Raw genomic sequence first — 23,697 nt, 5'->3', positions numbered from 1 at the left:
TCTGCCTTTCTGGAGGTTGAAAACGCTATCGCCCGGAGTGCGAGCACCGCAAACGGACGGGGTCATTCATCAAAGTCGCTCATCCAGTCCGGCTTCTTGCCGGGCGGGGCGGGCGCCTTCTCCTGCTGCTTGCTGGCCGGACGGGCGGGCGCGGCCGGAGCCGGAGCCGGAGCGAAGTCCGCCTGCCATGAGGCCGGGGATGAAGGCTTCGCGGGAGGTGGCCGGGGCGCGGGCTTCGGTTGCAGCTGCGTGAGGCGCGGCTTCGCGCCGTCCGGCTTGTTGTGCGCGCCGATGAAGTCCTGCATCCACTCGCTGGAGCGCACCGGAGGCGTGGGCAGGCGCGGCGGGATGGACGCGGGCGGCGTGGGCGCGCGAGGCACCGAGGGGCGCATCATCGGCGTGCCCGGGGACAGCGTGCCCGCGTGCACGTGGGCGCGCAGCGTGCGCTCCGTCTCCGTGGGCCAGCCCGGCAGGAGCGGCAGCACGCGGCGCGCAAGCTCCAGGAACTCCGGCGGCGGGGCTTCGCGAGGCACGCGCACGGTCTCGTCCTGGAGCCAGCCGGCGAGCTTCCCCACCAGCCCGCCCTTCGTAGGACGCGGCGTCGCGATGTCGCCCTTCACCTCGTAGCCGCGCAGCTCCAGGTCCGCGATGGCCATCGCGCGGCTCGGCACGGGCAGCTCCAGCGAAGCGATGGCCTGGGGGCCCTGGTTCGTGTGCGCGTCGTCCTGGAGCTGGGAGAGCACCGCGTGCAGCACGTTCGCGACCTGCGCGCCGTTGGCGGCGTGGTGGGTCTGCAACTCCGCGGGCACCGCTGGGTAGGTGAGGACGAGCCCGCGCCCCTGCGCGAGCTGATCCGCGCGGTCGCCCGGCAACAGCGCGTGGTAGGCGCGGGGCACGTCGCGGCTCTCCGCGTCCTTCACGTAGTGGAAGGCGTCCTGCGCGCCGTGCGCGAAGCCCGCGAGCACGTCGCCCCGGGTGACGGTGAGCTGCCCGTTCACGCGCGTGACGGCGTTGCCCGGCCACGGGCCCGTGAGCGTGCCGTAGAGATAGACGGGGTCGTTGAAGCCGTCCGTGTTGGAGGGGTGCTCCACCACCTCCGGGGCGAAGAAGAACAGCTCCGTCGCGGCCAGGCGGCGCGGAGGCTTGCCGGAGGCGACCTCATGGTGCGCGAGCTGCGCCTGCACGGACGCGGGCAGCCGCGCGCGCTCGCTGCCGGGGATGAGCTGGAGCTGGCCCACGACGTCGGTGCAGACGAACCACTCGGGCTCGCCCAGGTACGCGGGCTCCAGCCGGAAGGCGTCCAGGACGTGGACGACCTCCGAGGCATCGCACGGCACCGGTTCGACCGGGCTGGCGGCGTGGGGAACGAAGTAGCGGGGCAGGCTCACGGAGGCCGTGACAGGCTGGCGCAAGCCGCTGGGGCAATCAAGTGTCGGGGCGGCGTCCCCGGGTCCGCGCAACGGCGTGGATTCCATCGTTCGTTCCACGCCCCTTAAGGGGACGGGGCGCGGAGCGAAAGTGGAGGCCCAAGCCTCAGGCCGGTTCGATGAAGTTGAGCCGGTAGCCGTCCGGGTCCGTGACGACGACTTCGCGGGTGTACCAGGGCTGCACCGTGGGGCCCTCCACGTGCGCGCCCAGCGCCGCCGCCTTCGTGGCCACCGCGTCCACGCCGTCCGAGCCCGCGCGGAAGCCCACGAGCACGCCCATGCCCTTTCGTCCCTCCAGCTTCAGGCTTGAAGGAGGGCTCACGAGGTACACGTCCGACTCGCCGCCCCACTGGAGGCGGAGGATGGGAGGGTCCGACGCGATGCGTTCGAAGCCGAGGCCCTCATAGAAGCGCACGGACGCTTGCGCATCCGACACCAGCAGCTTCACGAACGACCGCATTGTCTGGGGCTTGTCCATGGGCGCGGCAGTCTGCCCGGAGCGATGGACGGGCGCCACGCACACGCAGGGCCATTATCGGACCCGGGACGGAACTGACGTATCGTCGGGCACGGATCCGGGTGGGACCGGGCCGAAGCGACAAGGGGACAGTGTCATGGGTGACGGGACTCAGACGCGGCCGGCTCCCGGAGCCGTGGCCCATGACGACGTCAACGAGCTCATCGCCACCGCCACCCGGCTGATGCAGAAGGACGCCGCGCCGGACACGCTCACCCCGGACGACCTGCGGCGCATCGGCGAGGAGCTGGACATCCCCTCGCGCTACGTGGACCAGGCGCTGGAGGCGCTGGCCCGGCGCCGCGAGGAGCAGGCCCGCGAGGCCCAGGCCCGTGAGCGTCTGTCGCGACTGCGCCGCGCGAGGCTCAAGCAGGGAGCGTGGGTGGCAGTGGCGCTCGCGGGCGTGCTGGCCGTGTCGGGGCTCGTGGTGCGCAATGGGCTCACCACCACGCTGGCGGAGGTGGCGCAGAAGCGGGCCCAGGTGCGCAACGTGTTGGAGCGCCGAGAGGCCCTGCATGCGCGCCTGGAGCAGCTCACGCCTGGTTTGAACCGCGACGCGGAGGTGGCGGGCGCGGACAACCGCGTGGCGGTGGAGCAGCGCCGCTATGACGAACGCGCCGCCGCGTACAACGCCTCCGCCGCCTCCTTTCCCACGAGCTGGGTGGTCCGCCTGAGCGGGCTGCCCTCCTCGCTGCCGCTGTCCTCGGAGGTCTCCTCATGGTGAAGACCGTCCTGCTGACGTTGCTGTTGCCCGTGCTGGCCCTGGCCGAGGTCCCCGCCATCCTGCGGCCGGTGACGGATCCACAGGGCATTCTGACCTCGCGCGAGACGGAGACGGTCTCCAAGGCCCTGGTGGACCTGCGCGCCGCGAAGCAGGTCCACATGGCGGTGCTGCTCGTGGACACCACGGAGGGGCAGCCCATCGAGGACTATTCGGCCTCGGTCTTCCGGCGATGGAAGGGCGGTGAGGCGGCACGAAACAATGGCCTGCTGCTCGTCATCGCGCGCGCGGACCGCCGCTCGCGGTTGGAGGTGGGCTACGGCCTGGAGGCATCGCTGACGGATGGCGAGGCGACGGCCCTGCTGCACACGCAGGGGCCGCTCCTGCGCGAAGGCCGGTTCGAGTCCGCGCTGCTCGCCATCATCGCGGGCGTGGACGCGCAGGTGCTGGCGGGGACCTTCGAGGGAGGCAGCGCCACGGCACCGCCCTGGACGTCCGGGGAGTCGGCCGGGTTCCTCGTGGCGCTGTTCCTCACGGCGTGCGTGATGGCGCGACTGCTGCTCCAGGTCCACATCGCGGGCTTCCGGGGCTCGAGGATGCTCACGATGGCGGCGCTGCTGGTGGTGCTGCCGGCGGCGGCGCTCGTCTCCGTCGGGTGGTCCGGGCCCAGGTCCCCGCTGTTCATCGTCGTCGCGTATGGCGTGCTGATGGGGATGTTCTTCTGGGGATGGAGGCTGTTCCAGCGGTTCAAGACCTCGGTCTGGGGGCTGGTGCTGCTCCTCTCGCCCATGTTGCTGCTCGCCCAGAGCCAATGGATGAAGCACGACGACCTCCTCGACCTGACGGGCTTCCTCTTCTGGATGGTGTTCGGCTCCCTCTTCGCGTTTCCCGTGGCCGTGATGGTCAGCATCCTGGCGGTCCTTCTCTTCCGGCGGATGTGGTACCCGGGTAGCCACGGGATCTGGGGCGCCTCCGGTTCGGGAGGCGGTGGCGCGTCGTCGGACTGGAGTGTTGGCGCCGGGTCTTCGAGCTACGACTCCTCATCGTCCTCCAGCAGCGACTCGTCCAGCGCGTCCTCGGACTGGGGCGGAGGCGGCGGAGACTCTGGTGGAGGCGGCGGCAGCGACTCCTGGTAGCCACTGGCTGGCTGCCTGCCTGCCCGGCAACCGGGGGCCATCCTCACGTTGAGTCGACCCGGAAGGGCATGCGAAGGCCCGTCGCCTGCCTTGGGTGCACTCCCTACCTTGGGGGCATGAGGTCTTCGCGCAAGGGGCTCCCGGTCTACGTGCCGCCCCGGACGGTGTGGTCGGTCGGTGCCCAGGTGGTGCTGCTCGTGTTGCTGGGCACGGCGATGCAGAGCCTGGGGCCCGTGCTCACGCTGCTGGCGGCGGCGCTGCTGCTGGGACTGGCGGCGGAGCCTGTCGTCCGCCGGTTGCAGTCGTGGGGCCTGCGCCGGGGGCTGGGCGTGGCGCTCATCGCGCTGACGCTGTTGGGAATCATCGGCCTGCTCATCCTCACGTTGGTGCCGCTGCTCGTGGATCAGCTCCAGCACCTGGTGGAGGCGGCGCCGGTCTTCTTCGCGGAGCTGACCCAGACCCCGTGGGTGCGGAAGCTGGACGAGCACTTCGGCGTGCTGTCGCGTCCACAGGACGCGTTCAACGTGGAGCCCGGCATCCTGGCCAAGCCGCTCATCACCGTGCTGTCGTCCACGGTGGAGTTGCTGGGTGCGGGCATCACCGTGCTGGCGCTGGCCGTGTTCGGCCTGCTCTTCGGACACGACCTCTACGCGAGCATCCTGGGCTGGGTGCGCCCGCGCAGCCGTCCCCGCGTGCGCCGCGTGGTGGGCCGGATGCGCGAGGCGGTGGGCAACTACCTCGTCGGCACGCTGCTCATCGTCAGCGTAGGCGGCGCCTTCACGGCGGGCATGGCCCTGGCGCTGGGCGTGCCGTTCTTCCTGCCGCTCGGCCTGGTGGCGATGGTGTTGGGGCTCATCCCGTATATCGGCAGCGTCATCACCGCGCTGCTGGTGAGCGTGACCACACTGGCGTCGGTGGGCTCGAAGCGGGCGCTGCTCGCGCTGGCGCTGTTCATGATCTACCAGCAGTTCGAGGCCCACCTGCTCAGCCCCCTGGTGCAGCGGCGCGCCATCAAGATGAACCCGCTGCTCATCTCGCTGGTGGCGCTGGTGGGCGGCTCCGTCGCGGGGCTGCTGGGCGTCATCCTCGCGGTGCCGGCGGCGGCGGCGGGGCAGGTGTTGCTCACGGAGGTGCAGCGCGAGCGGCGCAAGATGTGGAAGCGTGAACGGCGCCAGGCGGCGGCCCTGCCCTCCGGGCTGGGGAACGCGGACGAGGCACTGTTGGCGGGTCCACTCGCGCCGCCGCGAAGTGAAGCGCGGCGTGCACCCCCGGCCGACTCCGGGCATCCTGGGACGCCGCACTGAAGCCGTCTCCTTCCCAGAGCCCGCGATGACTTCCGATGAGAGTGTTTCGGCTTCCTTCAAGCGCGCGGCGGCGGAGCGCGCGGTGGACTTCATCCAGCCGGGAATGGTGGTGGGGCTGGGCACGGGCAGCACGGCCGCGTACGCGGTGCGGCGGCTGGGCGCGCTGCTCTCCGCCGGGACGTTGAAGGACGTGGTGGGCATCCCCACGTCGCACGCGACCGAGGCCCTGGCCGTGTCGCTGGGCGTGCCGCTCACCACGCTGGACGTGCATCCGGTGGTGGACCTCACCATCGACGGCGCGGACGAGGTGGCGCCGGACCTGTCGCTCATCAAGGGCGGGGGTGGGGCGCTCCTGCGCGAGAAGGTGGTGGCGCAGGCCAGCCGCCGGGAAATCATCGTGGTGGACGCGGCCAAGCTGTCACCCCGGCTGGGCACGAAGTGGCCGGTGCCGGTGGAGGTGCTGCCCTTCGGTTGGCGCTCGCAGGCGCTGTTCCTGGAGTCGCTGGGAGCGCGCGTGGTGGCGCGGCTCGCGCTGGACGGGGCGCCGTTCCACACGGATCAGGGCAACGTGGTGCTGGACTGTGACTTCGGTCCCATCAGCGACCCGGCGGCACTGGCCGCGAAGCTGGAGTCACGCGCCGGGGTGATGGCGCACGGCCTGTTCCTGAACCTGACCACCGACCTGCTGGTGGCCGGGTCGGAGGGAATCACCCACCGCGTCCGGGGCGCGTAAGGCGCAGGGCGTCCTCGGCGGTGTCTACGTCTTCCTCCCCGCCGGGCAGAGGCACCTCCACGACGCGCGAAGGGTCGCGGGCGATGAGCCCACGCGCGCCGCCCGTGGGGGGAAGGGCCTCCAGTTCGGGGAAGAGGGCGCGGGAGAAGAGTGCGGGCACGCCCCGGGTGCCTGCGTAGGCGGATGCGACGATGGGCGCGCGCGTGCGCTCGAAGGTGGCGATGAGCGAGCGCAGGTGGGCCGCATCCACGCGAAGCTGGTCGCACAGCATCAAGAGGGCGCCGTCCACGTCTGGAGGAAGCGCCCGCAGACCCGCGTGCAGAGACGAGCCCTGACCCAGCGCCCAGTCCGGATTGTCCACGCACCGCACGGAGAGCCCGTCCAGCTCCGCTGCGACGTCGTCACGCCGCGCGCCAAGCACCACGGCCACCACCGGGCTCGCGGCCAGGGCCCGCTCCGCCGCGCGCCGCACCAGCGACATGCCTTCGTGGTGAAGGAGCTGCTTGGGTTGCCCCAGCCGCGAAGAGCCACCCGCGGCGAGCAGCACGATGGCGACGGTCATCACGCCGACTTGCGCTCCGGCGCGATGGCATCCGCGTGGATGGGGGCCTGCCGCTCGCGCAGCCGTCCTCCGTCGCGTCCGGCCAGCACCGCCTGCACCTCCGCGATGATGGAGAGGGCAATCTCGTCCGCGCCCTCCGCGCCCAGGTCCAGTCCCATGGGGGCGTGCAGCTTCTCCAATTGCGAGGCGGTGGGCGGACGCGCCAGCTCCTTCAGGATGCGCTCCGTCCTCGCTCGAGGCCCGAGCACTCCCAGGTAACGCACCGGCAGCGGCACCAGCCGCTCCAGCAGCTCCCGGTCCTGCGGCAGGCTGTGCGTCATCACCAGCACCACGCTGCGCGCGGACAGCGGCACCTTCTCCAGCACCTCGCTCGCCCGCGACGCGACATGCGCCTGGGCCCCCGGGAACCTGCGGCGCAGCATCTCCACGGGCCGGTCCGCCACCACCGTGAGGTGCCACCCCAACCCCTGCGCACGCGCCACCACCGGCGCGACGTCGAAGCCGCTGCCGAACACCACCACCGGCGGCGCCGGCTCCACCACCTCCACCAGCACCTCCGCGCCTCCGCACGCTCCACTCCAGGGCACGCCGCGCACCAGTGCCTCCGTCGCCGCCGCGCGCACCGGATCGAGCAATGCGCCCGTGAGGTTCCCTTCGGACACGCCGTCCTCGCGCAGCATCAGCCGCGCACCCACCGCGTCCGCGGGACCCCGGTACACGGTGGCCACCACCGCGCGCAGCGACTGCTTGCGCGCCTCGGCCGCGAAGCCGAGCGCGTCACCCGGGCCGGGCGCCCAGCGCTCCAGCAGGATGTCCACCACGCCGTTGCACCCGAGCGCGAACGACAGGCCGCCCTCGTCCTCCGCTGCGTCGCCGGTGGTGTCGTAGCGCAGCACACGCGGCCCGTCCGACGTCCAGAAGAAGGCCTTGCGCACGAGGTCCCCCTCCAGACACCCGCCGCTCACCCCGCCCGCGAGCCAGCCATCCGCGCCCATCAACATGCGCGCGCCCGGGCGCCGGTACGACGAACCGGACACCGCCACCACCGTCGCCAACACCACCGGACCGGAGGCACGTCCGCATGCCCGCAGCAGGTCATCGAGTTCCTTCATCGCCCACCCATCTAACCATCCGCGCCCCATGCCCGGGCCGATTCCGCCACGGACGGATGTGCACCGTCCGACGCCCCGTTTCATGCCCGGCGCACGCAGGGCAACCGTCCGGCCGACCGCCCGTCCCCTGCATGACGCTGGCGGACAAGGCCTGCCAACACGAACTTGAGCGGAGGACTTCTGGATGGAGGCTCGGTGGAATCCACAGCGCGACGGCATGACGCCCGACATCGCTTCCCCTTTGCTCATGGCACCCCGCGGGCCTGGCGCTCCAGCAAGGGGAGGGCGGCATGAAGATGCCCGAAGTGCTGGAGCACCTGCCCGCCGTCGGACACCTGCTCGGACGCAAGCCGGGCGGGCAGGAGGACATCTTGCCGAAGCGTGACCCCACCCTGACCCTGCCGGACTTCCAGGCCGTGCCGCTGCCTTCGAGCGAGCGCCGGCTGGGAGACGGCCGCACCTTCATCGTGCACCACCCCTCGCCGCGCGCGCCCCGCGGGCCGGGCCTCACGGTGATGAGCTACAACATCCTCATGGGCGGCGAGCGCCAGGAGGCGCTGCTGGAGTACTTCACCCAGTTGGAGGCCCAGGACCGCATGCCGGATGTCATCGGCCTGCAGGAGGCGGGCGTGCCCATGTCGGTGCTGCTCGCGTCCCGCTTCGGCTTCCACCTGGCGTACCAGGGCAGCGACGGCGACGACGGCACCCGGCTGGTGAACGGCAAGGCCTGGTTGAGCCGCCACCCCATCGTGGACGCCGCGCACTTCACCTACGTCCTCACCGACGCCGAGCGCAATGACGCCATCGCGCGCCAGGGCTACGCGGGAGAGCTGGTGGAGGACCGGGGCGTGCTGTGGCTGAAGCTCCAGGTGGAGGGTCGCCCGCTCTACCTCTACAACCTGCACCACGCGCTGGGCGACTCGGCCATCAACGCCCTCAACCTGCGCCAGCTCAACGCGCTGCTGCGCCGCCGCGAGGACGTCCCCGCCGTCGTGCTGGGCGACTTCAACGCCAACACCGCCATCAAGCGGGGCGGCTCCTGGCTGGTGGCGCACCTGCTGCACCCGAAGCAGGACAACGACACGGACACCATCGAGGAGTTCCGTCAGCGCTACGGCGACGACATGCACAACGTCACGGTGGGAGACCGCGGCGTGGGCAACATCGCGGATCCGCGCCTGCGCCACGAGCTGCACATGCTGGAGCAGGAGCTACCGGAGACGGTGTGCCACGCGACGACGGTGCGCGTGCGGCTGGCGGACCACTCGCTGACGACGCCGCACCATGCCCGTCAGGAGCTGAGCTCCGGCCAGATTCCCAAGCACAGCCCCGCGTGGTGGCGCCTGCAGGACATCGCGGACTGCGCCACGCTCACCTCGCACCCGGACAGCCACGGCGTGGTGCACGCCACCGGCAAGCGCTTCGACAACTTCTATGCGACGCGCTCGCTGATTCCGGTCCTCTTCGAGGTGGACCGCTCCACCGAGTCCTCGGACCACCAGCCGGTGGTGGCCCACTACCGCTTCGGTGACGGACAGGCGAAGTTCCCGCCGCACCACTGACGTCCCGGCCCTCGCTACGCGGCGAGGGCCGCGGAGCGGTGGCGCGCGAAGAGGTCCTTCACGTAGCGGCGCAGCAGGGCCGAGTCGATGTCCGGGCACTGGATGTCCGTGCCCGCCAGCGCGGCGCGGGCGTGGTCCGTGCGCACGCGCGGCGTGCGGTGGTGCAGCTCCAGCACCGTGCGGGTGCCGTGGTAGACCTTCTCCCGCAGGAACGCGACCAGCGGGAAGAGGGCGTTGTCCGGCCCCACGCGTCCCAGCTCGCGCAGCCACACCGCCGGCGCCACGCGGCGCACCGGGTGCCCGTGCTCGCCCAGCATGTCGAAGAGGGCGTTGTGGGACGGCTCCTGTTCGCGCTCCGGCGCCAGGTTGTACGTGCCGCCCGGCGCCTGGGTGAGCACCAGGTGCGCGGTGGCGCTGGCCACGTAGTCCACCGGCACCGGCAGCCAGTACTTGTCCGGCAGGTCCGGCGACATGCCCAGCTGCGCGTTGCCCACCAGGAGCCGGCACAGCATGTCGTCCGCGTTGCCGATGCCCGTGCGGCTGTGGCCCTGGATGAAGCCCGGCCGGTAGACGCTGACCGGCAGACCGCTGTCGCGCGCGTCCACGGCGAGCCGCTCCGCCACCCACTTGGCCCGCGTGTAGCCGTTCTCGTAGACCATCAGGTCCAGCGAGCGCTCCAGCGCGAAGTCCTCGTCCACCTCCTCCAGGCCCAGGAGCGTGCCCACCGCGCCGTGGACGCTGAGCGAGGACACGTGGTGCAGGGGCTTGGCTCGGCCGTGCGCGCAGAAGGCCAGCACCTGCTGCGTGCCGGCGACGTTGGGCCGGCCTGCGTCCGCGTACGGCAGGATGTAGCTGATGCTCGCGGCCGAGTGCACCACCGCGTCGCACTGGAGCGCCAGGGCGTCATACACGGACGCCTCCAGCCCCAGCCGCGTCCGGGTGATGTCGCCCGCCACCGCCTGGATGCGCCCATCGCGCCAGGGCAGGTGCACGCCGTACTTGCGAGCGGTGGCGCGAAGCCGCGCGCCCGCCTCCGCGTCGTCGCGAGCCCGCACGAGGCAGTGGATGCGCTCCACGCGGGACGCCAGCGCGGCCAGCAGGTGGATGCCCAGGAACCCCGTTGCTCCCGTGAGCAGCAGCGTGCGCGGCGGCTGCGTGACGGGCACGGGGGCCGTGAGGCGGGGCAGTCCAGCGGAGCGCGCGTCGGTCAGCAGCGTGGCGCGCACACCCTGGGGTCCGCCTCGGCCGGGGCCGCGCCTGCCTCGCAGAAGGGCAGGAGCAACTGGGGCGTGGGGTGCGAGTACACGCGGCGCGACGGCAGCGACACGCCGAAGTCCTCCTCCACCTGCGCCAGCACGTGCGCCACGCCCAGCGAGTCGCCGCCCGCCTGGAAGAAGTGCGTGTTCGCCGTGACGGTGCCCGGGGCCGCGCGCAGGCCCCGCTCGAAGGCGCGGCACAGTCTTTCGATGGGCGTGGCGGGTGTCGCGGGAGCGGCACGGGAGTCGGACGCGGTGGCGCCCACCCAGTCCGCCGGGGGCGGCAGCGCCGCGCGGTCCACCTTGCCCAGGTGGGGCATGAGCGGCAGGCGCGGCAGCTCCACGAAGCGGTGCGGCACCATGTAGTCCGGCAGCACGACGCCCAGGTGCGCGCGCAGCGCGTCCAGCGACACCGTGTGGCCCTCCTGCACGCTGTGGTACGCCACCAGCAGGCCCGTCGTCTGGCCCTGCGCGTCCGTGTGCTCGAACACCGTCACCGCCGCCTGCGCGACGCCCGGGTACGCGTACAGCGCCTGCTCGATGGCCTCCAACTCGATGCGGAAGCCGCGCAGCTTCACCTGCTGATCCATCCGGCCCAGGAACACCAGGGCCCCATCCGCGCGGCGCACGGCCTCGTCCCCGGTGCGGTACCACCGGGCGCCCTGGGCGTCCGTGGGGAAGCGCTCCCGCGTGCGCTCGGGCTGGTTGCGGTAGCCCTCCGCCACGCCCTCGCCGCCAATCCACACCTCGCCCGTCGCGCCCACCGCGGCGTCCTGGCCGTCCGGCCCCACCACGCGCAGGCGCACGCCCGGCAGCGCCTGGCCGATGGGCACGGGCGACTCGCCGCCCTTCACCCGGTACGCGGTCGCGCAGACCGTCCCCTCCGTGGGGCCATACGCGTTGAAGACGCGGCGGCCGGACGCATGCCACCGCTCCGCGAGCGGCGCCGGGCAGCGCTCGCCCGCCATCACCACGCACGCCACGTCTGGCAGCGTGTCCACGTGCGGCCCCAACTGCCCCAGCACGGACGGCGGCAGGCACAGGTGTGTCACGCGCTGCTGGCGCAGGTAGTCCGCCATGCGCCGGCCGGGCAGCAGGTCCTCGCGCGTGCCCTGCACCACGGCGCCGCCCGCGAACAGCGTGGGGAACACCTCCCAGACGGACGCGTCGAAGTTGATGCTGGCGAACTGGAGGTGCCGCGTGTCCGGCCCCAGGCCCAACAGCGGCCCCACGCCGTGCACCAGGTTCACCAGCCCCCGGAACGTGCACACCACGCCCTTGGGCTCACCCGTGCTGCCAGAGGTGTAGATGAGGTAGGCGGGCCGGTCCGGCGGCGCGTCGATGGTGTCCGGGACCTCGCCGTCCTCCACGTCATCCACCACCGCCGCATCCGCCTCCAGGAAGGGCAGGGGAGTCCCCAGCCACGTCTCCAGGAGCCCCACGGAGACGCGGTGCATGCGCTGCGTGACGACGCCGCGCAGGTCCGCGTCGCGCAGGATGCGCAGGAGCCGCTCGTCAGGGAGGAAGGGATCCAACGGCACGTAGGCCGCGCCCGCCATCCAGATGCCCAGGATGGCCGGGATGACCTCCGGCCCGGGCACCACCATCAACCCCACGCGGTCTCCCGGCCGCACGTCCCACTCGTCCCGCAGCCGCCGCGCCACCCGGGCCGCCCGGCGCAACAGCTCCGGCTGCCTCAGCACCGTGGACCCGAAGGAGATTTCCGCGGTCGGGGGAAGACGCAGCGTGGACGGGGGGGCCATGGTGCATTCCTTGGATGTGGTGACTCACGCGGGGGTGTTTCGCGTCTGAAAAGTCTAAAGACTGTCAGCGTCCGCGCAATAAGTAGGAACCGCGTGGTGATACACGCGGAGTCTTGATTGCGACACACACGCTCGGGTCATCCGTGCCCCCGTCTCCGACGGAGGACGCCTGCACGCGGTGTATGCCATTCCTGTCTGGATATATCTTTGGAATGCCGCGGGCGCGTCAGTCCACATCAGGGTGACGATGTCTGTCTTTTTCCCGTGGGGGTGTGCCACCGCCGCGCGCGAGCCCTCGATAGGTGGGTGCGGCCTGATCCATCGGGGTGGGCCTGCACCCCCTGACGCGCTGGATGATTCAAGAAGGCTGGGCTGTAGTGAAGGACCGGATGCCTTCGCTACGACACGCCTTCCTGCTCAACGCCGTCCGCGAGCTTGGCCGCTCGGTGCCCGACATCGCCCGATCGCGCGACTCCTGGGATGCGTGCCTGGAGCGGATCCGCGAGGTGTGCGTCACGACGCTGGGCATGGAGTACGACACGCTCACCCGCTTCGACGCGCGCTCCGTCGTCGGGCTCTTCGCCCACCCGGAGCAGGCGCGCATCCTCGCCCGGCTGGTGGATGAGCGGGCCCGCCTGTGCGAGGCCCATGGCCTCTATTCGGACGCGCTGGCGGACAGCGTCTTCGCGGGCCAGCTCCTCATGTGCTCGCGCGCCCGCTTCGGCCTGCCCCGGGACGCCCGCGCCGCGGACGTCCTGGAGCGCGAGGCGGGGACGCCCACGCCCCTGCCTCATCTCGAGGAGTGACGTCAGCCGGCCTTCACCTTCAGGACGACCTTGCCCACGGCCTGGCGGGACTCCAGCTCGCGCAGCGCGTTCGCGCCCTCTTCAAAGGAGAAGACGCGGCCCACCACCGGGTTGACGAAGCCCTTCGCCGCGAGCGCCTCCAAATCCCTGGCGATCTCGCCCGGCAGCTCCGGCGCCTGCATCAGGAAGGCGCCCCACGCCACGCCCACCACGCTGATGTTGCGCAGGAGCAGCCGGTTCACCGTGACGGAGGGAATCTGGCCGCTGGCGAAGCCCACCACCAGGAGCCGCCCCTCCGGCGCCAGCACCTTGAGGCTCTTGTCGAAGACGTCGCCGCCCACGGGGTCCAGCACCACGTCCGCGCCCCGGCCGTCCGTGGCCTCGCGCACGCCGTTCTGGAAGTCCTTCAATAGAAGGACGACGTCCGCGCCCGCGCGCTTCGCCACCTCCTGCTTGCGCTCGTCGCTCACCACCGCCAGCACGCGCGCCCCGGCGCCCTTCGCCACCTGCACGGCCGCGGTGCCCACGCCGCCCGCCGCGCCGTGCACCACCACCGTCTCTCCCTGGCGCAGCCCCCCGCGCCGGTGCAGGGCGAAGTGCGCCGTGTGGTAGTTCATCACCACGCCCGCCGCCTGCTCGAAGCTCCACGCCTCCGGGATGGGGAAGGCCAATTCCGGCGCCACGACGCAGGCCTCCGCGAAGCCGCCCAGGGTGAAGGAGAAGCCCATCACCCGGTCGCCGGGCTTCACCCGAGCCCCCGCCGGCGCGGCGCGCACCACGCCCGCCACCTCCACCCCCGGCACGAAGGGCACCTCCGGCTTCATCTGGTACTGGCCCCGGGTCAGCAGCAGATCCGGGAAGCTCACCCCGGCCGCCACCACATCAATGAGCACCCCGTCCCCGGCCTCCGGCTCCGGGACCTCCACCATCGCCAGGCCCTCCGGCCCCTCCAGCCGCTGAAGCTGCAATGCGCGCATGTGTGTCGCCTCCTGGGCCCGGGACGCTAGCCCGCCCGCCCCGCCCCCGAGTCCTTTTGGGATGTCAGCGGTGACACGGGACCCACCCGGGTCGGGAATAAATGAGACGGCAATTTCTCCCCGTCGTTCACTCATTGCACGCATCCGCAGACAGGTGCTTCAACCATGAAGTAACCGCCTTACCGGTTTGAAGCACCTACCCCGTTCCTGCCGGACTGCGTGAGTCCCTCCGTCATTTCAAGCAGTTGCGAGATATCTCGAAGTCTGAGAATCGACGTAAAAGTAGAAATCTCGCCTGTACTTGAAATACGCGCCTCTCCTGTGTCACAGTGCTTTCTAATCTTTCCCCTTAGGAGGATTGCATGTACGAGAAGCGAGTACGCGGCGCCCTGGGTGCCGCAGCCCTGTCCCTGATGGTCGGCGCCTGCACCGACGGCGCTCCCGCCGCGAACACGGAGGACGCCAACGTCCAGAAGGCTTCCGCCAACCTGTCGGCGGGCCAGAAGGTCATCGCGGCGGACTCCGACGCGGTCCCCACCTTCCTCACCGGTTCGTTCGGTTCCGTTCCTGCTCCCTCCGCCATCCAGGGCATCGCGGCCCAGCAGCAGCTGGCGCCGGTGCTGGCGAACGTGGCGCCGCTGTTCCGCCTGAACGCGAGCGACCTGTTCCTGAAGCGCGCCTACGTCGGCTTCGACGGTGACACCCACTTCCGTTACGGCGTGACCCAGAACGGCATCCTGGTTCAGGACGCCGAGCTGCGCCTGCACGCGCGCAACGGCTCCGTGTTCGCGGTGAACACGAACGCCCGTGGCGACCTGAAGGGCGAGCTGAAGGCCTCCATCGCGTCCGAGGCGGCCATCGCGGCGGCCATCGGTGACCGCGGCTCCCCGGAGCGCGCGTCCTCCAACGCGGAGCCCCAGCTGGTCTACCGCCGCTCGGGCAACGAGCTGATCCTGGCGTACGAAGTTCGCGTCCAGGGCGAGCTGAAGGACTCCACCCCGGTGGATGACTCCGTGTACGTGAACGCCAAGACGGGCGACGTCTTCGAGCGCGTTCCGCACATCCACTCCGCGAAGAAGCGCGAAGTGTGGGATCTGCAGCACCGCACCACGCCCTCCACGGCCGTCAAGGGCCGCTTCGAGGGTGAGGCCCCGGTCGCCGACGCGGTCATCAACAACAACTACGACCACCTCGGCACCGTCTACGACTGCTACAGCAACCTGTTCGGCCGTGACTCGTACGACAACGCCGGCCACCTGCTGAAGAGCTACGTCCACTACAGCAACAACTACGTCAACGCCTACTGGGACGGCTCCCAGATGGTGTACGGCGATGGCGACGGCGTGAACGCCTCCAACCTGGCGAACTCGCTGGACGTGACGGCGCACGAGCTGACGCACGCGGTGACGGAGTACGAGTCCAACCTCACCTACTCCGGTGAGTCCGGTGGCCTCAACGAGTCCATCTCCGACATCTTCGGCGCGGTCTGCGAGTGGTACGGCAAGGGCAAGGTCATCGACGAGGGCACCTGGATCGTCGGCGACGACGTCTGGACCCCGAGCATCCCGGGTGACGGCCTGCGCTACATGAAGAACCCCACGCAGGACGGGGACTCGCTCGACTACTACCCGGACTACGGCTCGGGCGTGGACGTGCACTACAGCTCGGGTATCTCCAACCTGGCGTTCTACCTGATGTCCCAGGGTGGCACGCACCCGCGCGCCAAGACGACCCAGGTCGTCAACGGCATCGGCTTCGAGAAGGCCGCCAAGGTCTTCTACAAGATCAACGCCGACCTGCTGACCGCGTCCTCCAACTTCGAGGCGGCGAAGACCGCGTCGGAGCAGGCCGCGACGCAGCTGGGCTTCACCGCGGCGGAGATCACCGAGGTTGGCAACGCCTGGAAGGCCGTGGGCGTGGGCGTGCCCGTGCCTCCTCCGGTGACCACGCCGATCGAGAAGGGCGTGCCCGTGACGGGCATCTCCGGCACCTCCGGCAGCAAGGTGTACTACTCCGTGACGATCCCCGAGGGCGCCACGGACGTGACCTTCACGCTGTCCGGTGGCACGGGTGACGCGGACCTCTACGTCCGCAAGAACAACGCCCCGACGGACTCCCTGTACGACTGCCGTCCGTACAAGTCCGGCAACGCGGAGACCTGCACCTTCGCCACCTCCGGCGCGAAGGGCATCTGGTACGTGATGATCAAGGGCTTCACGTCCTACACGAACACCAGCCTGTCCGTGACCTGGAAGGGTGGCTTCGAGGACATCGGCAACGAGACCCGCATCGAGGGCCTCTCCGGCGTGCCGGGCTCCACCCGCACCTTCATCATCGACGTGCCTGAGTTCAAGAAGGACTCCGGCATCAACACGCTGTCCATCGCGCTGGGTGAGGGCGAGGGCAACGCCGACGTCTACGTGCAGGCCGCCGCCGCTCCGACGTTCACGTCCTACCTGGGCCGTGGCGTGAAGGAGAGCGCGACGGAGAGCGTCATCCTGCGCAACATCCCGGCGGGCAAGTACTACATCACCATCGTCGGTGTGCCGAGCCTGGTCGACCGCGAGGTGGACGGCTACATCAACACCGTGTTCGCGGCCTCCTACAAGGTCCCGTAGTGCCTGAAGGCGCAGGGCGCGGCGAAGCCGCCGCGCTCCGCTCCTGAGACCCCGGGCTCCCGCCTCCTCGCGGGACCCGGGGTTCTTTTTTTGTCCCGCGTCTTCAGTTCACCGCGGGAGCCGCGGTGGGGGCCAGGCGCATGGGCTGGGCGCGGCCGTAGGTGAGCGAGCGCCACAGCCACTCCACCGGGCCGAAGCGGAAGCGCGCCAGCCACCAGTGGCTGAGGGCCACCTGTCCCGCGAACAGGGTCAGGGTCAGCAGCAACGTGAGCGACGGCGGCGTCCTGCCCACCAGCCCCAGGCCCCAGCCGTCATACACGCACAGGCTCAGCACGGACTGCATGAGGTAGAGCGTCAGCGCCATGCGGCCCGCGGGCGTGAACACGCCCAGCACCTTGCCCCAGCGCGCCTTCTGGAAGAGCAGCGCGAAGGCCGCCGCGTAGCCCACGCCCAGGAAGAGGATGCCCACGTCCTTCAGGATGCGCATCCACACCAGCCACCCCGGCGCGCTCGTCGCGCCCCGGAGCGAGAGGTTGAGCGCCAGGATTCCAATCCCGATGACGCCGCCCACCCCCACCCCCCAGGCCGCCAGCTTGCGCAGCAGCGGACGGTGGCGCTCCACGTCCTGCAAGAGCCCCCGGCGCCCGGCCCACAGGCCCAGGAGGAAGCGGCCCAGGATGATGGACAGCAGCATCGGGCGGTTGGGGTTGGGGAGGCTGGCCAGGCCGTAGGCCACGTTGGCCCGCTGGGTGGTCACCACCGAGTCGCTGGACAGGCCGGCGAGGAACGCCGCGCGGCGCTCCACCTCCGCGTCCCGCATGGCCTTCTGGGCGCGCTCCGCCTCCGCCGCGCCGTCCAGCATCGCCGGGAGCACCCGCTGGCCGACGGAGAAGACGATGGGCAGCACGAACAGGAACAGCGCAGCCCAGACGAGCACCGTCTTCTCGGAGCACTGGCGGAACGACAGCAGCAGGAAGCCCACCAGCGCGTAGGTGGTGAGGATGTCGCCCACCCAGATGGCGAACATGTGCACCAGCCCGATGCCCAGCAGCACGAGCAGGCGGCGCCGGTACACCGGCACGATGGAGGTGCCCCGCACTTCCGCGCGCGTCATCTGGAGCGCGAAGCCCAGGCCGAAGAGCAGGGTGAAGAGCGTGACGAACTTCTGCTCGACGAGCAGCGCGAAGAGCGAATTGACCGTGAGCTCCAGCGGCGGCGCGGCCAGCGCCAGGGACTGCTCTTTCGGCAGGAGCAGCCGGCCGTTGAACCAGTTCAGGCTGTTGGAGATGAAGACGCCCAGGAGCGCGAAGCCGCGCAGGGCGTCCAGTGCATGGACGCGCTGCGCGCTGTCAATTGGACCGGCGGGGGGAGACTCGGACATGCCGGGCACTACACGCTGGCGCCCTTGGCAGCGTCAAATCACGCGCCCCCCTTGATACACCGATACATTCTCAGTGCGCCGGGCGCGCCTCGCCGGCGGAGGCCAGGCGCATGGGCTGGGCGCGGCCGTAGGTGAGCGAGCGCCACAGCCACTCCACCGGGCCGAAGCGGAAGCGCGCCAGCCACCAGTGGCTGAAGGCCACCTGCGCCGCGAAGACGCCCAGGCACAGGAGCACCGTGCGCGAGGGCGGCGTCTTGCCCACCAGCCCCAGGCCCCAGCCGTCATAGAGCCAGATGCTGATCACCGACTGCATGAGGTAGAGCGTCAGGGCCATGCGGCCCGCGGGCGTGAGCACGCCCAGCACCCTCCTCCAGCGCTCCTTCTGGAAGAGCAGCGCGAAGGCCGCCGCGTAGCCGCAGCCCATGAAGAGGTAGCCCACCTCCCGCAGGGTGCGCATGCCCACCATCCACGCCGGAGGGTTGACCGGCGCGGTGGCGCCGCCGGGGGCGCCCTGCTTCCTCAGATAGAGCACCAATGACAGGGTGGCGAGGGCGCTGCCCACGCCCAGCCCCCACGCCATCACCCGGACGAGCAGCTTGCGGTGGCGCTCCACGTTCTCCAGCAGCCGCTTGCGGCCAATCCACAGGCCCAGGAGGAAGCGGCCCAGGATGATGCTCAGCCAGACGGGACGTCCCGGGTTGGGCAGGTTCTGCCAGGCGTAGAGGGCGTTGGCCTTCTGTGACGTCAGCACGGACTCGCTGGACAGGCCGGTGAAGAACGCCGTGCGGTGCGCGGCGTCCTCCTCGCGCGTGGCCTTGGCGGCCTGCTCCGCGGCCTCCTTGCCGTGCAGCAGCTCCGGGCCGTAGCGCTGCGCGATGGACAGGATGAGCGGCAGGACGACGAAGAGCACCGCCACCCAGGTGAGCACCGTCCGGTCCGAGCGCTGGCGGAACAACAGCAGCACGAAGCCCACCAGCGCGTAGGTGCTGAGGATGTCGCCCACCCAGATGGCGAACATGTGGACCAGCCCGATGCCCAGCAGCACGAGCAGGCGGCGCCGGTACACCGGCACGATGGAGGTGCCCCGCCCCTCCGCGCGCGTCATCTGGAGCGCGAAGCCCAGGCCGAAGAGCAGGGAGAAGAGCGTGACGAACTTCTGGTCCACGAAGAAGGCGTAGAGCTGGCGGACCACCATCTCCAGCGGGGGCGCGGCCAGCGCCTGTGCCTGCTCCTGCGGCAGGAGCTGCCGGCCGCTGAACCAGCTCAGGCTGTTGGAGACGAAGACGCCCAGCAGCGCGAAGCCGCGCAGGGCGTCCAGCAGGTGCACGCGCTCGGAGAGCTCGACGGGGCCAGCGGTGGAGGGCTCGGGCATGGCGCGCAACTACACGCCCGCAGGCTCCACACCGTCAAACGCACGGGGGGGGGATGCGGCCCGCGTCGAGCGATGACTCACGCCGTCACGGCTGCGGGGTGGGCTTTTGCGGACCGGGGAGGACCTCGCGCAGGCAGCGCTCCAGGCCGCCCCGGTGGCGCCACTGCATGGGGTAGCCCAGGGAGACCTCCTCGAAGCGCACGCCGTCGCGCCACAGCGTGGAGGGCATGTGCAGGTGCCCCGTCACCACCACCTCCGCGCGGTAGCGCGTGTGCCAGTCCTCGGTGAGGCGCGTGCCGCACCAGATGGAGAAGCGCGGGATGCGCGGCAGCCGCACGTGCTCGTAGCGCAGCGGGTAGTGGTTGATGAGGATGGTGGAGCACTCCGGCGGCAGCCGCTCCAGCCGCGCGCGGGTGCGCTCCACGCGCGCGTGGCACCAGGCCTGACGGGTGGGGTAGGGCTCCGGATGCAGGAGCACCTCGTCCGTGCACATCAGGTCGTCCTCCCAGGCCCACTCCAGCGCCTTGTCCGCGGGCACGGTGTCCGGGCGGAAGGTGTAGTCGTAGCCCAGGAACATGGGGACGATGACGCGGGGCGGGCCTTCTCCGGGCCAGCGCGGATACGGGTCCTCCGGCGTGAGCGCGCCGTAGCGGTGGCACAGGTCCACCATGCGCAGGTAGCGCGCCTCGCCCTTCAGCGGAGGCTGCTCGGAGGGCATGGTCCACAGCTCGTGGTTGCCCGGTACCCAGACGACCTGGCGGAAGCGCGCGGTGAGCGTGCGCAGCATCAGCTCCATGTCCGCGAGCGTCTCGCCCACGTCCCCGCCGACGATGAGCCAGTCCTCCGGACGCGGCGCGAGTGCCGCCAGCGCCTCGTGGTTTTCCTTGTGCCGCAGGTGCAGGTCGCTGATGGCGTAGAGCTTCATGGTGTGCGCGCGGGAGGCACTACCTTAACGCTCCCCGCCGCGCGCGCCATGGGAACGCCCGGCCGTCAGCCCGCCGTCAGCCCCTTGTCAGCTCAACGAGGCCAGGAGCGCCAGCACCTGCTGCGGCGGCGCGGCGCGGTCCATCCAGGTGATGCCCTTCTCCCGCAGCCCGCGAGTCGGGGGATGCGTGGTGTGCAGCGCGCACGCGGCGCGCGGATGCCGGGTGCGCACGCACGTGAGCAGGCACAGCCCGTCACCATCCGGCAGGCCTTGGCCGCACACCACCACGGACGGCGCCGCTTCCCCCATCAGCCGCTCCGCTTCGCGCACGCCCAGGGCGAAGCGCTTGTCTCCGGGCAGGTACCTGGAGAGCCGCCGCAGCGCGGCCAGCGCGCGCGGATCCGCGTCCACGAAGAGGAAGCTGGGAGAGGGGTTGGAGGGCTCTCGCATGAAGGCAGTGGGTGGTGCGGACGGGCTTGACGCAAGAGGTTGTGTCGCGAAAAGCCTACCCCGGAAGTTCTTGGAAGCCAACCTCTCAAGTCATATCGACATGGGCGAACCCGGTAGGTTAACGACCCCATGGAAAAGACCCTCGCATCCCGGCTCGGAGGCGCGGCTCGCGTCGCCCGCACCCGCCTGAACCTGACCCAGGCGGACGTGGCGGAACGCATCGGCATCGCCAGTGAGGTCTACGGGCGCCTGGAGCGCGGCCACATGCTGCCCAGCATCCAGACCTTCCGCCGGTTGTGCGTGGTGCTGTCCATCTCCGCGGACGAGGCGCTGGGACTCAAGCCGTCGCAGGACGTGAAGTGGGCCGCGGAGCCTCCCTCCGACTATGGCGAGTCCGCGGAGTTGCGCCGGCTCATGCGCCGCGCGAAGCAGCTGGACCGGGGCTCCGTCCGCATCCTCAGCGTGCTGGCCTCGCAGTTCAAACCCCGGAGCTGAAGCCACCCAGGCGCTCGCGCAGCTTGCGGACGGAGGGAAAGCCGTTGAAGAGCACCACCTGCGGGTGATCCTCCAGCACCTGCCGCTCCGCGGACTCCTTCGCCAGCGCGCGGTCCACGCCCAGGAGCAGTCCCGCGTCCGGACGCGCGCGCAGCTCCGCCAGCCGGCGTGACAGCGGCGCGGCGTGCCACGGGTGGAAGAGCTCCAGCGCGACCTCCTGGCCCGTCTTCCGGTGGCGGAAGGTGAGGTCGGGCACGCACAGGCCAGCGGCGCCGGTGTGGCGGGGCAGGGGCGTCAGGTCCAGCGCCCAGGCGGCATCCTCGAAGCCCTCCGCCAGCGCGGCCACCTCCGGCGGCACATGACCCAGCGCGGCGGGCAGCGGGGACACCAGCGGATCCTCGTGGGAGAGCTGGAGCGTGGAGCGCTTGCGTGCATCCTCCAGCACCGCGGAGAGCTCCCAGCGCTCCAGGATGGGGACCACGGAGAGGAAGCTCGCGAGCTGCAGGCCGTACTTCTTCTGCAGGGCCAGCATGGCGCCGGGGCCCTCCACCTCCAGGGACCAGTCCTCGCCGTCGCGCCGCACCTCCGCGACCAGCCGGCAGAACTTCAACCAGCGCAAGAGCTTGCGCACGCGCAAGAGCTCCGGCGACCGCGCGCGCAGGGTGAGGCGCCGGGCGTTGAGCAGCGGCCCCTGCGCGAGCGCCAGGTTGTAGCGGTCCAAAAGCCCCTGCGGCGTGAGCGCTTCGCCGTCCCACCCGAGCAGCTTCCGGTTGCCGGGCAGGTCCGAGTAGAGCGCCTCGCGCGTGTCCGCCAGCGGCGCGTCCAGGGCCTCCGTGAGGCGCGCTTCGTAGGCCTCCAGCGGGGTGTCCGGAGGAAGGGTCCGCAGCACCTTCGCGCCCACGAGCAGCGTGCGCCAGCGCGCCTCCGTGGCGCCTTCGCCGGCCTCGTCGAAGAGGAGCCGGTCGAGGAGCAGCTTCACCAATCCGCGCGCGACCTTGGGGCGGCTGAACGCGCCGGCCTTGAGGCTGAAGGCCTCCTCCACGTCGTCGCGGCTCTGGCCCCGGAAGGACTCCGCGTCCGCGAGCAGCTCCTTCGCGAGCGCCTGGAGGGACGGGTCGTGCGTCTTCACGAACGACGGGCGCAGGATGCCTTCGCGCACGCGCGAGGCGAGCAGCTCACGTGTCAGCATTCGGTGGGCCCTCCGGTTCCTGGTAGGCGCGGTGCTGCCGGCGTCTCTCGCTGATGCCGCTCTCCGCGGTCTGCGCGGAGCACACCTCGTACAGGAGGGCGCGCTTGCCGGGGCGCTTTCGCAGGATGCGGCCCAGGCGTTGGACGTGTTCGCGCACGCTGCCGCTGCCGCTGAGCACCACGCCCACGCGCGCCTCCGGCACGTCCACGCCTTCGTTGAGCACCCGCGAGGTGAGCAGCACCGGCAGCTCCGCGCTGGCGAACGCGGCCAGCAGCGCCTTGCGCTCCGGCAGCGGCGTGTGGTGCGTGAGCGCGGGCAGGAGCAGCTTGCGCGCCAGCGTGTAGACCGTCTCGTTGTCGTCCGTGAAGACGATGACGCGGTCCTCGCGGTGCTCCAGCAATATCTTCCAGAGCGCGTCCAGCTTGCCGCTGGAGGTGAGCGCGATGCGGCGCTGCTCCCGGTAGCCCCGGTACGCCGCGCGCCCTTCGTCGCTGCGCTGGCTCTGCGCCAGGAAGCGCGCCCAGCCCTCCGGCGACGCGAGCGGCACGCCCAGCTTGCGCACGAACGTGAGGTACCGGCCTCGCGCCTCGTCGTAGCGCGCCTTCTCGTCGGGCGTGAGCGGCACCTCGATGCGGCGGACTTCATAGGGGGCCAGGTACTGGCCCTGGAGCTCGTCGATGCCGGTGCGGTGCACCAGCGGGCCCAGGAGCTCCTCGCACACGCGCTCGCCGCCGTCCGCGCGCTCCAGCGTCGCGGTGAGCCCCAGCCGGTAGGGCGCGAGCGTCCCCTCCGCGATGAAGCGGTAGCTGGGCGCGGGCAGGTGGTGGCACTCGTCGCAGATGAGCAGGCCGAAGCGGTTGCCCGTGAACTCCATCTGCATCGCCGCGGAGTCGTACGTCGTCACCGTGAGCGTCTGACGGTCGTTGACGCCGCCGCCCACCATGCCCACCGGGGTGGCGAAGTGCTTCGCCAGCACGCCCTGCCACTGCGCCATCAGGTCCAGCGTGGGCACCACCACCAACGTGGGCCGCTTCACCCAGGCGATGGCCAGCACCGCCAGCAGCGTCTTGCCCGCGCCGGTGGGCAGCTCCACCAGCCCCCGGCCCCCCGCGCGCGTCCAGGCGTCCAGCGCCGCGCGCTGGTGCGGAAACGGCTCGATGGGCACCGCGAGGGGCAGCTCCGCGGGCTCGAAGCGCTTCGCGCGGTCCTCGTAGGGCAGCCCGCATTCGCGCAGGCGCAGGACGATGTCGCGGTAGTGCAGCGCGGGCGCGCGGAAGACGCCCGTGCGCCCGTCCTTCTGGAAGAGCGCGTGCAGACGCTCGTCGTCCGGCAGCGTCGGCGCCACCAGCGTGCCGCTGTCGTAGTGCAGCTCGGTGAGGGGGGAGGCTTGG

Annotated in this window: 21 protein-coding genes; 8 read left to right on the top strand and 13 right to left on the bottom strand. The window is 71.0% G+C overall.

From position 1 onward, the window contains the following. Positions 1-62: 62 nt before the first annotated feature. Positions 63-1,412 (bottom strand): hypothetical protein, encoded by a 1,350-nt coding sequence (locus ACX114_RS33220; RefSeq protein WP_459291307.1) that lies wholly within the window; start codon positions 1,410-1,412, stop codon positions 63-65. Positions 1,413-1,533: 121 nt separating this feature from the next. Next, complete coding sequence (locus ACX114_RS33215; RefSeq protein WP_459291305.1) at positions 1,534-1,887, bottom strand: VOC family protein; 354 nt, start codon at positions 1,885-1,887, stop codon at positions 1,534-1,536. A 154-nt stretch (positions 1,888-2,041) separates the two neighbouring features. Here ACX114_RS33215 and ACX114_RS33210 point away from each other — a divergent pair, with 154 nt between their 5' ends. The 4 genes from ACX114_RS33210 (at position 2,042) to rpiA (ending at position 5,838) form a co-directional block, all read left to right on the top strand. Beyond that, positions 2,042-2,668, top strand: coding sequence for a hypothetical protein (locus ACX114_RS33210; RefSeq protein WP_459291303.1), 627 nt, complete (start codon positions 2,042-2,044; stop codon positions 2,666-2,668). Further along, complete coding sequence (locus ACX114_RS33205; RefSeq protein ID WP_459291301.1) at positions 2,662-3,801, top strand: TPM domain-containing protein; 1,140 nt, start codon at positions 2,662-2,664, stop codon at positions 3,799-3,801. The genes ACX114_RS33210 and ACX114_RS33205 overlap by 7 nt, the downstream gene beginning before the upstream one ends. A gap of 116 nt (positions 3,802-3,917) precedes the next feature. Next, positions 3,918-5,105 carry an AI-2E family transporter gene (locus ACX114_RS33200; protein ID WP_459291299.1) on the top strand — a complete coding sequence of 396 codons (1,188 nt, stop codon included), beginning with the start codon at positions 3,918-3,920 and terminating at the stop codon, positions 5,103-5,105. A 25-nt stretch (positions 5,106-5,130) separates the two neighbouring features. After that, positions 5,131-5,838 (top strand): ribose-5-phosphate isomerase RpiA, encoded by a 708-nt coding sequence (gene rpiA / locus ACX114_RS33195; protein ID WP_459291297.1) that lies wholly within the window; start codon positions 5,131-5,133, stop codon positions 5,836-5,838. On the opposite strand, the gene ACX114_RS33190 is transcribed toward rpiA, so the two are convergent. Continuing rightward, positions 5,813-6,400, bottom strand: a complete 588-nt coding sequence (locus ACX114_RS33190; protein WP_459300339.1) for a nucleotidyltransferase family protein — start codon at positions 6,398-6,400, stop codon at positions 5,813-5,815. The two genes, rpiA and ACX114_RS33190, sit on opposite strands and share 26 nt — an antisense overlap. Beyond that, a complete protein-coding gene (locus tag ACX114_RS33185) occupies positions 6,400-7,512 on the bottom strand; it encodes an XdhC family protein (protein WP_459291295.1) in 1,113 nt (370 codons plus the stop codon). Before ACX114_RS33185 ends, ACX114_RS33190 begins: the two co-directional genes overlap by 1 nt. Before the next feature lie 290 nt (positions 7,513-7,802). On the opposite strand from ACX114_RS33185, the gene ACX114_RS33180 reads away from it, so the two are divergent. After that, positions 7,803-9,074, top strand: a complete 1,272-nt coding sequence (locus ACX114_RS33180) for an endonuclease/exonuclease/phosphatase family protein (protein ID WP_459291293.1) — start codon at positions 7,803-7,805, stop codon at positions 9,072-9,074. Positions 9,075-9,088: 14 nt separating this feature from the next. Here ACX114_RS33180 and ACX114_RS33175 read toward each other — a convergent pair whose 3' ends face one another. Next, complete coding sequence (locus ACX114_RS33175; RefSeq protein WP_459291291.1) at positions 9,089-10,300, bottom strand: thioester reductase domain-containing protein; 1,212 nt, start codon at positions 10,298-10,300, stop codon at positions 9,089-9,091. Beyond that, the gene (locus tag ACX114_RS33170) at positions 10,282-12,093 is read right to left on the bottom strand and encodes a non-ribosomal peptide synthetase (RefSeq protein WP_459291289.1); all 1,812 of its coding nucleotides are present in this window, start codon (positions 12,091-12,093) and stop codon (positions 10,282-10,284) included. Before ACX114_RS33170 ends, ACX114_RS33175 begins: the two co-directional genes overlap by 19 nt. Before the next feature lie 389 nt (positions 12,094-12,482). Between ACX114_RS33170 and ACX114_RS33165 the strand changes: the two genes are divergently transcribed. Next, positions 12,483-12,899, top strand: coding sequence for a hypothetical protein (locus ACX114_RS33165; protein ID WP_459291287.1), 417 nt, complete (start codon positions 12,483-12,485; stop codon positions 12,897-12,899). A gap of 2 nt (positions 12,900-12,901) precedes the next feature. On the opposite strand, the gene ACX114_RS33160 is transcribed toward ACX114_RS33165, so the two are convergent. Further along, positions 12,902-13,876: an NADPH:quinone oxidoreductase family protein gene (locus ACX114_RS33160; RefSeq protein ID WP_459291285.1), complete on the bottom strand. Its 975-nt coding sequence runs from the start codon at positions 13,874-13,876 to the stop codon at positions 12,902-12,904. Positions 13,877-14,238: 362 nt separating this feature from the next. Between ACX114_RS33160 and ACX114_RS33155 the strand changes: the two genes are divergently transcribed. Next, positions 14,239-16,494: a M4 family metallopeptidase gene (locus tag ACX114_RS33155; RefSeq protein ID WP_459291283.1), complete on the top strand. Its 2,256-nt coding sequence runs from the start codon at positions 14,239-14,241 to the stop codon at positions 16,492-16,494. A gap of 103 nt (positions 16,495-16,597) precedes the next feature. On the opposite strand, the gene ACX114_RS33150 is transcribed toward ACX114_RS33155, so the two are convergent. From ACX114_RS33150 to ACX114_RS33135, 4 genes are all read right to left on the bottom strand, one after another. Next, on the bottom strand, positions 16,598-17,875 hold the full coding sequence (locus tag ACX114_RS33150; protein ID WP_459291282.1) for a DUF418 domain-containing protein: 1,278 nt from the start codon (positions 17,873-17,875) through the stop codon (positions 16,598-16,600). 70 nt (positions 17,876-17,945) lie between these two features. Then, a complete protein-coding gene (locus ACX114_RS33145; RefSeq protein ID WP_459291280.1) occupies positions 17,946-19,247 on the bottom strand; it encodes a DUF418 domain-containing protein in 1,302 nt (433 codons plus the stop codon). A gap of 85 nt (positions 19,248-19,332) precedes the next feature. Next, entirely contained in the window at positions 19,333-20,172 is an 840-nt protein-coding gene (locus ACX114_RS33140; RefSeq protein WP_459291278.1) for a metallophosphoesterase family protein, read from the bottom strand. Positions 20,173-20,259: 87 nt separating this feature from the next. Beyond that, entirely contained in the window at positions 20,260-20,622 is a 363-nt protein-coding gene (locus ACX114_RS33135; protein ID WP_459291276.1) for a response regulator, read from the bottom strand. A gap of 129 nt (positions 20,623-20,751) precedes the next feature. Between ACX114_RS33135 and ACX114_RS33130 the strand changes: the two genes are divergently transcribed. After that, the gene (locus tag ACX114_RS33130; RefSeq protein ID WP_459291274.1) at positions 20,752-21,117 is read left to right on the top strand and encodes a helix-turn-helix transcriptional regulator; all 366 of its coding nucleotides are present in this window, start codon (positions 20,752-20,754) and stop codon (positions 21,115-21,117) included. Here the strand turns inward: ACX114_RS33130 and ACX114_RS33125 are convergent. Both ACX114_RS33125 and ACX114_RS33120 read right to left on the bottom strand, forming a co-directional pair. Next, positions 21,101-22,306 (bottom strand): DUF790 family protein, encoded by a 1,206-nt coding sequence (locus ACX114_RS33125; protein ID WP_459291272.1) that lies wholly within the window; start codon positions 22,304-22,306, stop codon positions 21,101-21,103. The two genes, ACX114_RS33130 and ACX114_RS33125, sit on opposite strands and share 17 nt — an antisense overlap. Next, positions 22,293-23,651 carry a DEAD/DEAH box helicase gene (locus ACX114_RS33120; protein ID WP_459291270.1) on the bottom strand — a complete coding sequence of 453 codons (1,359 nt, stop codon included), beginning with the start codon at positions 23,649-23,651 and terminating at the stop codon, positions 22,293-22,295. The genes ACX114_RS33125 and ACX114_RS33120 overlap by 14 nt, the downstream gene beginning before the upstream one ends. Positions 23,652-23,697 lie beyond the last annotated feature (46 nt).

The sequence above is a fragment of the Corallococcus sp. M7 genome, from assembly GCF_054512695.1.
This window is presented reverse-complemented; position numbering and strand designations above follow the sequence as displayed.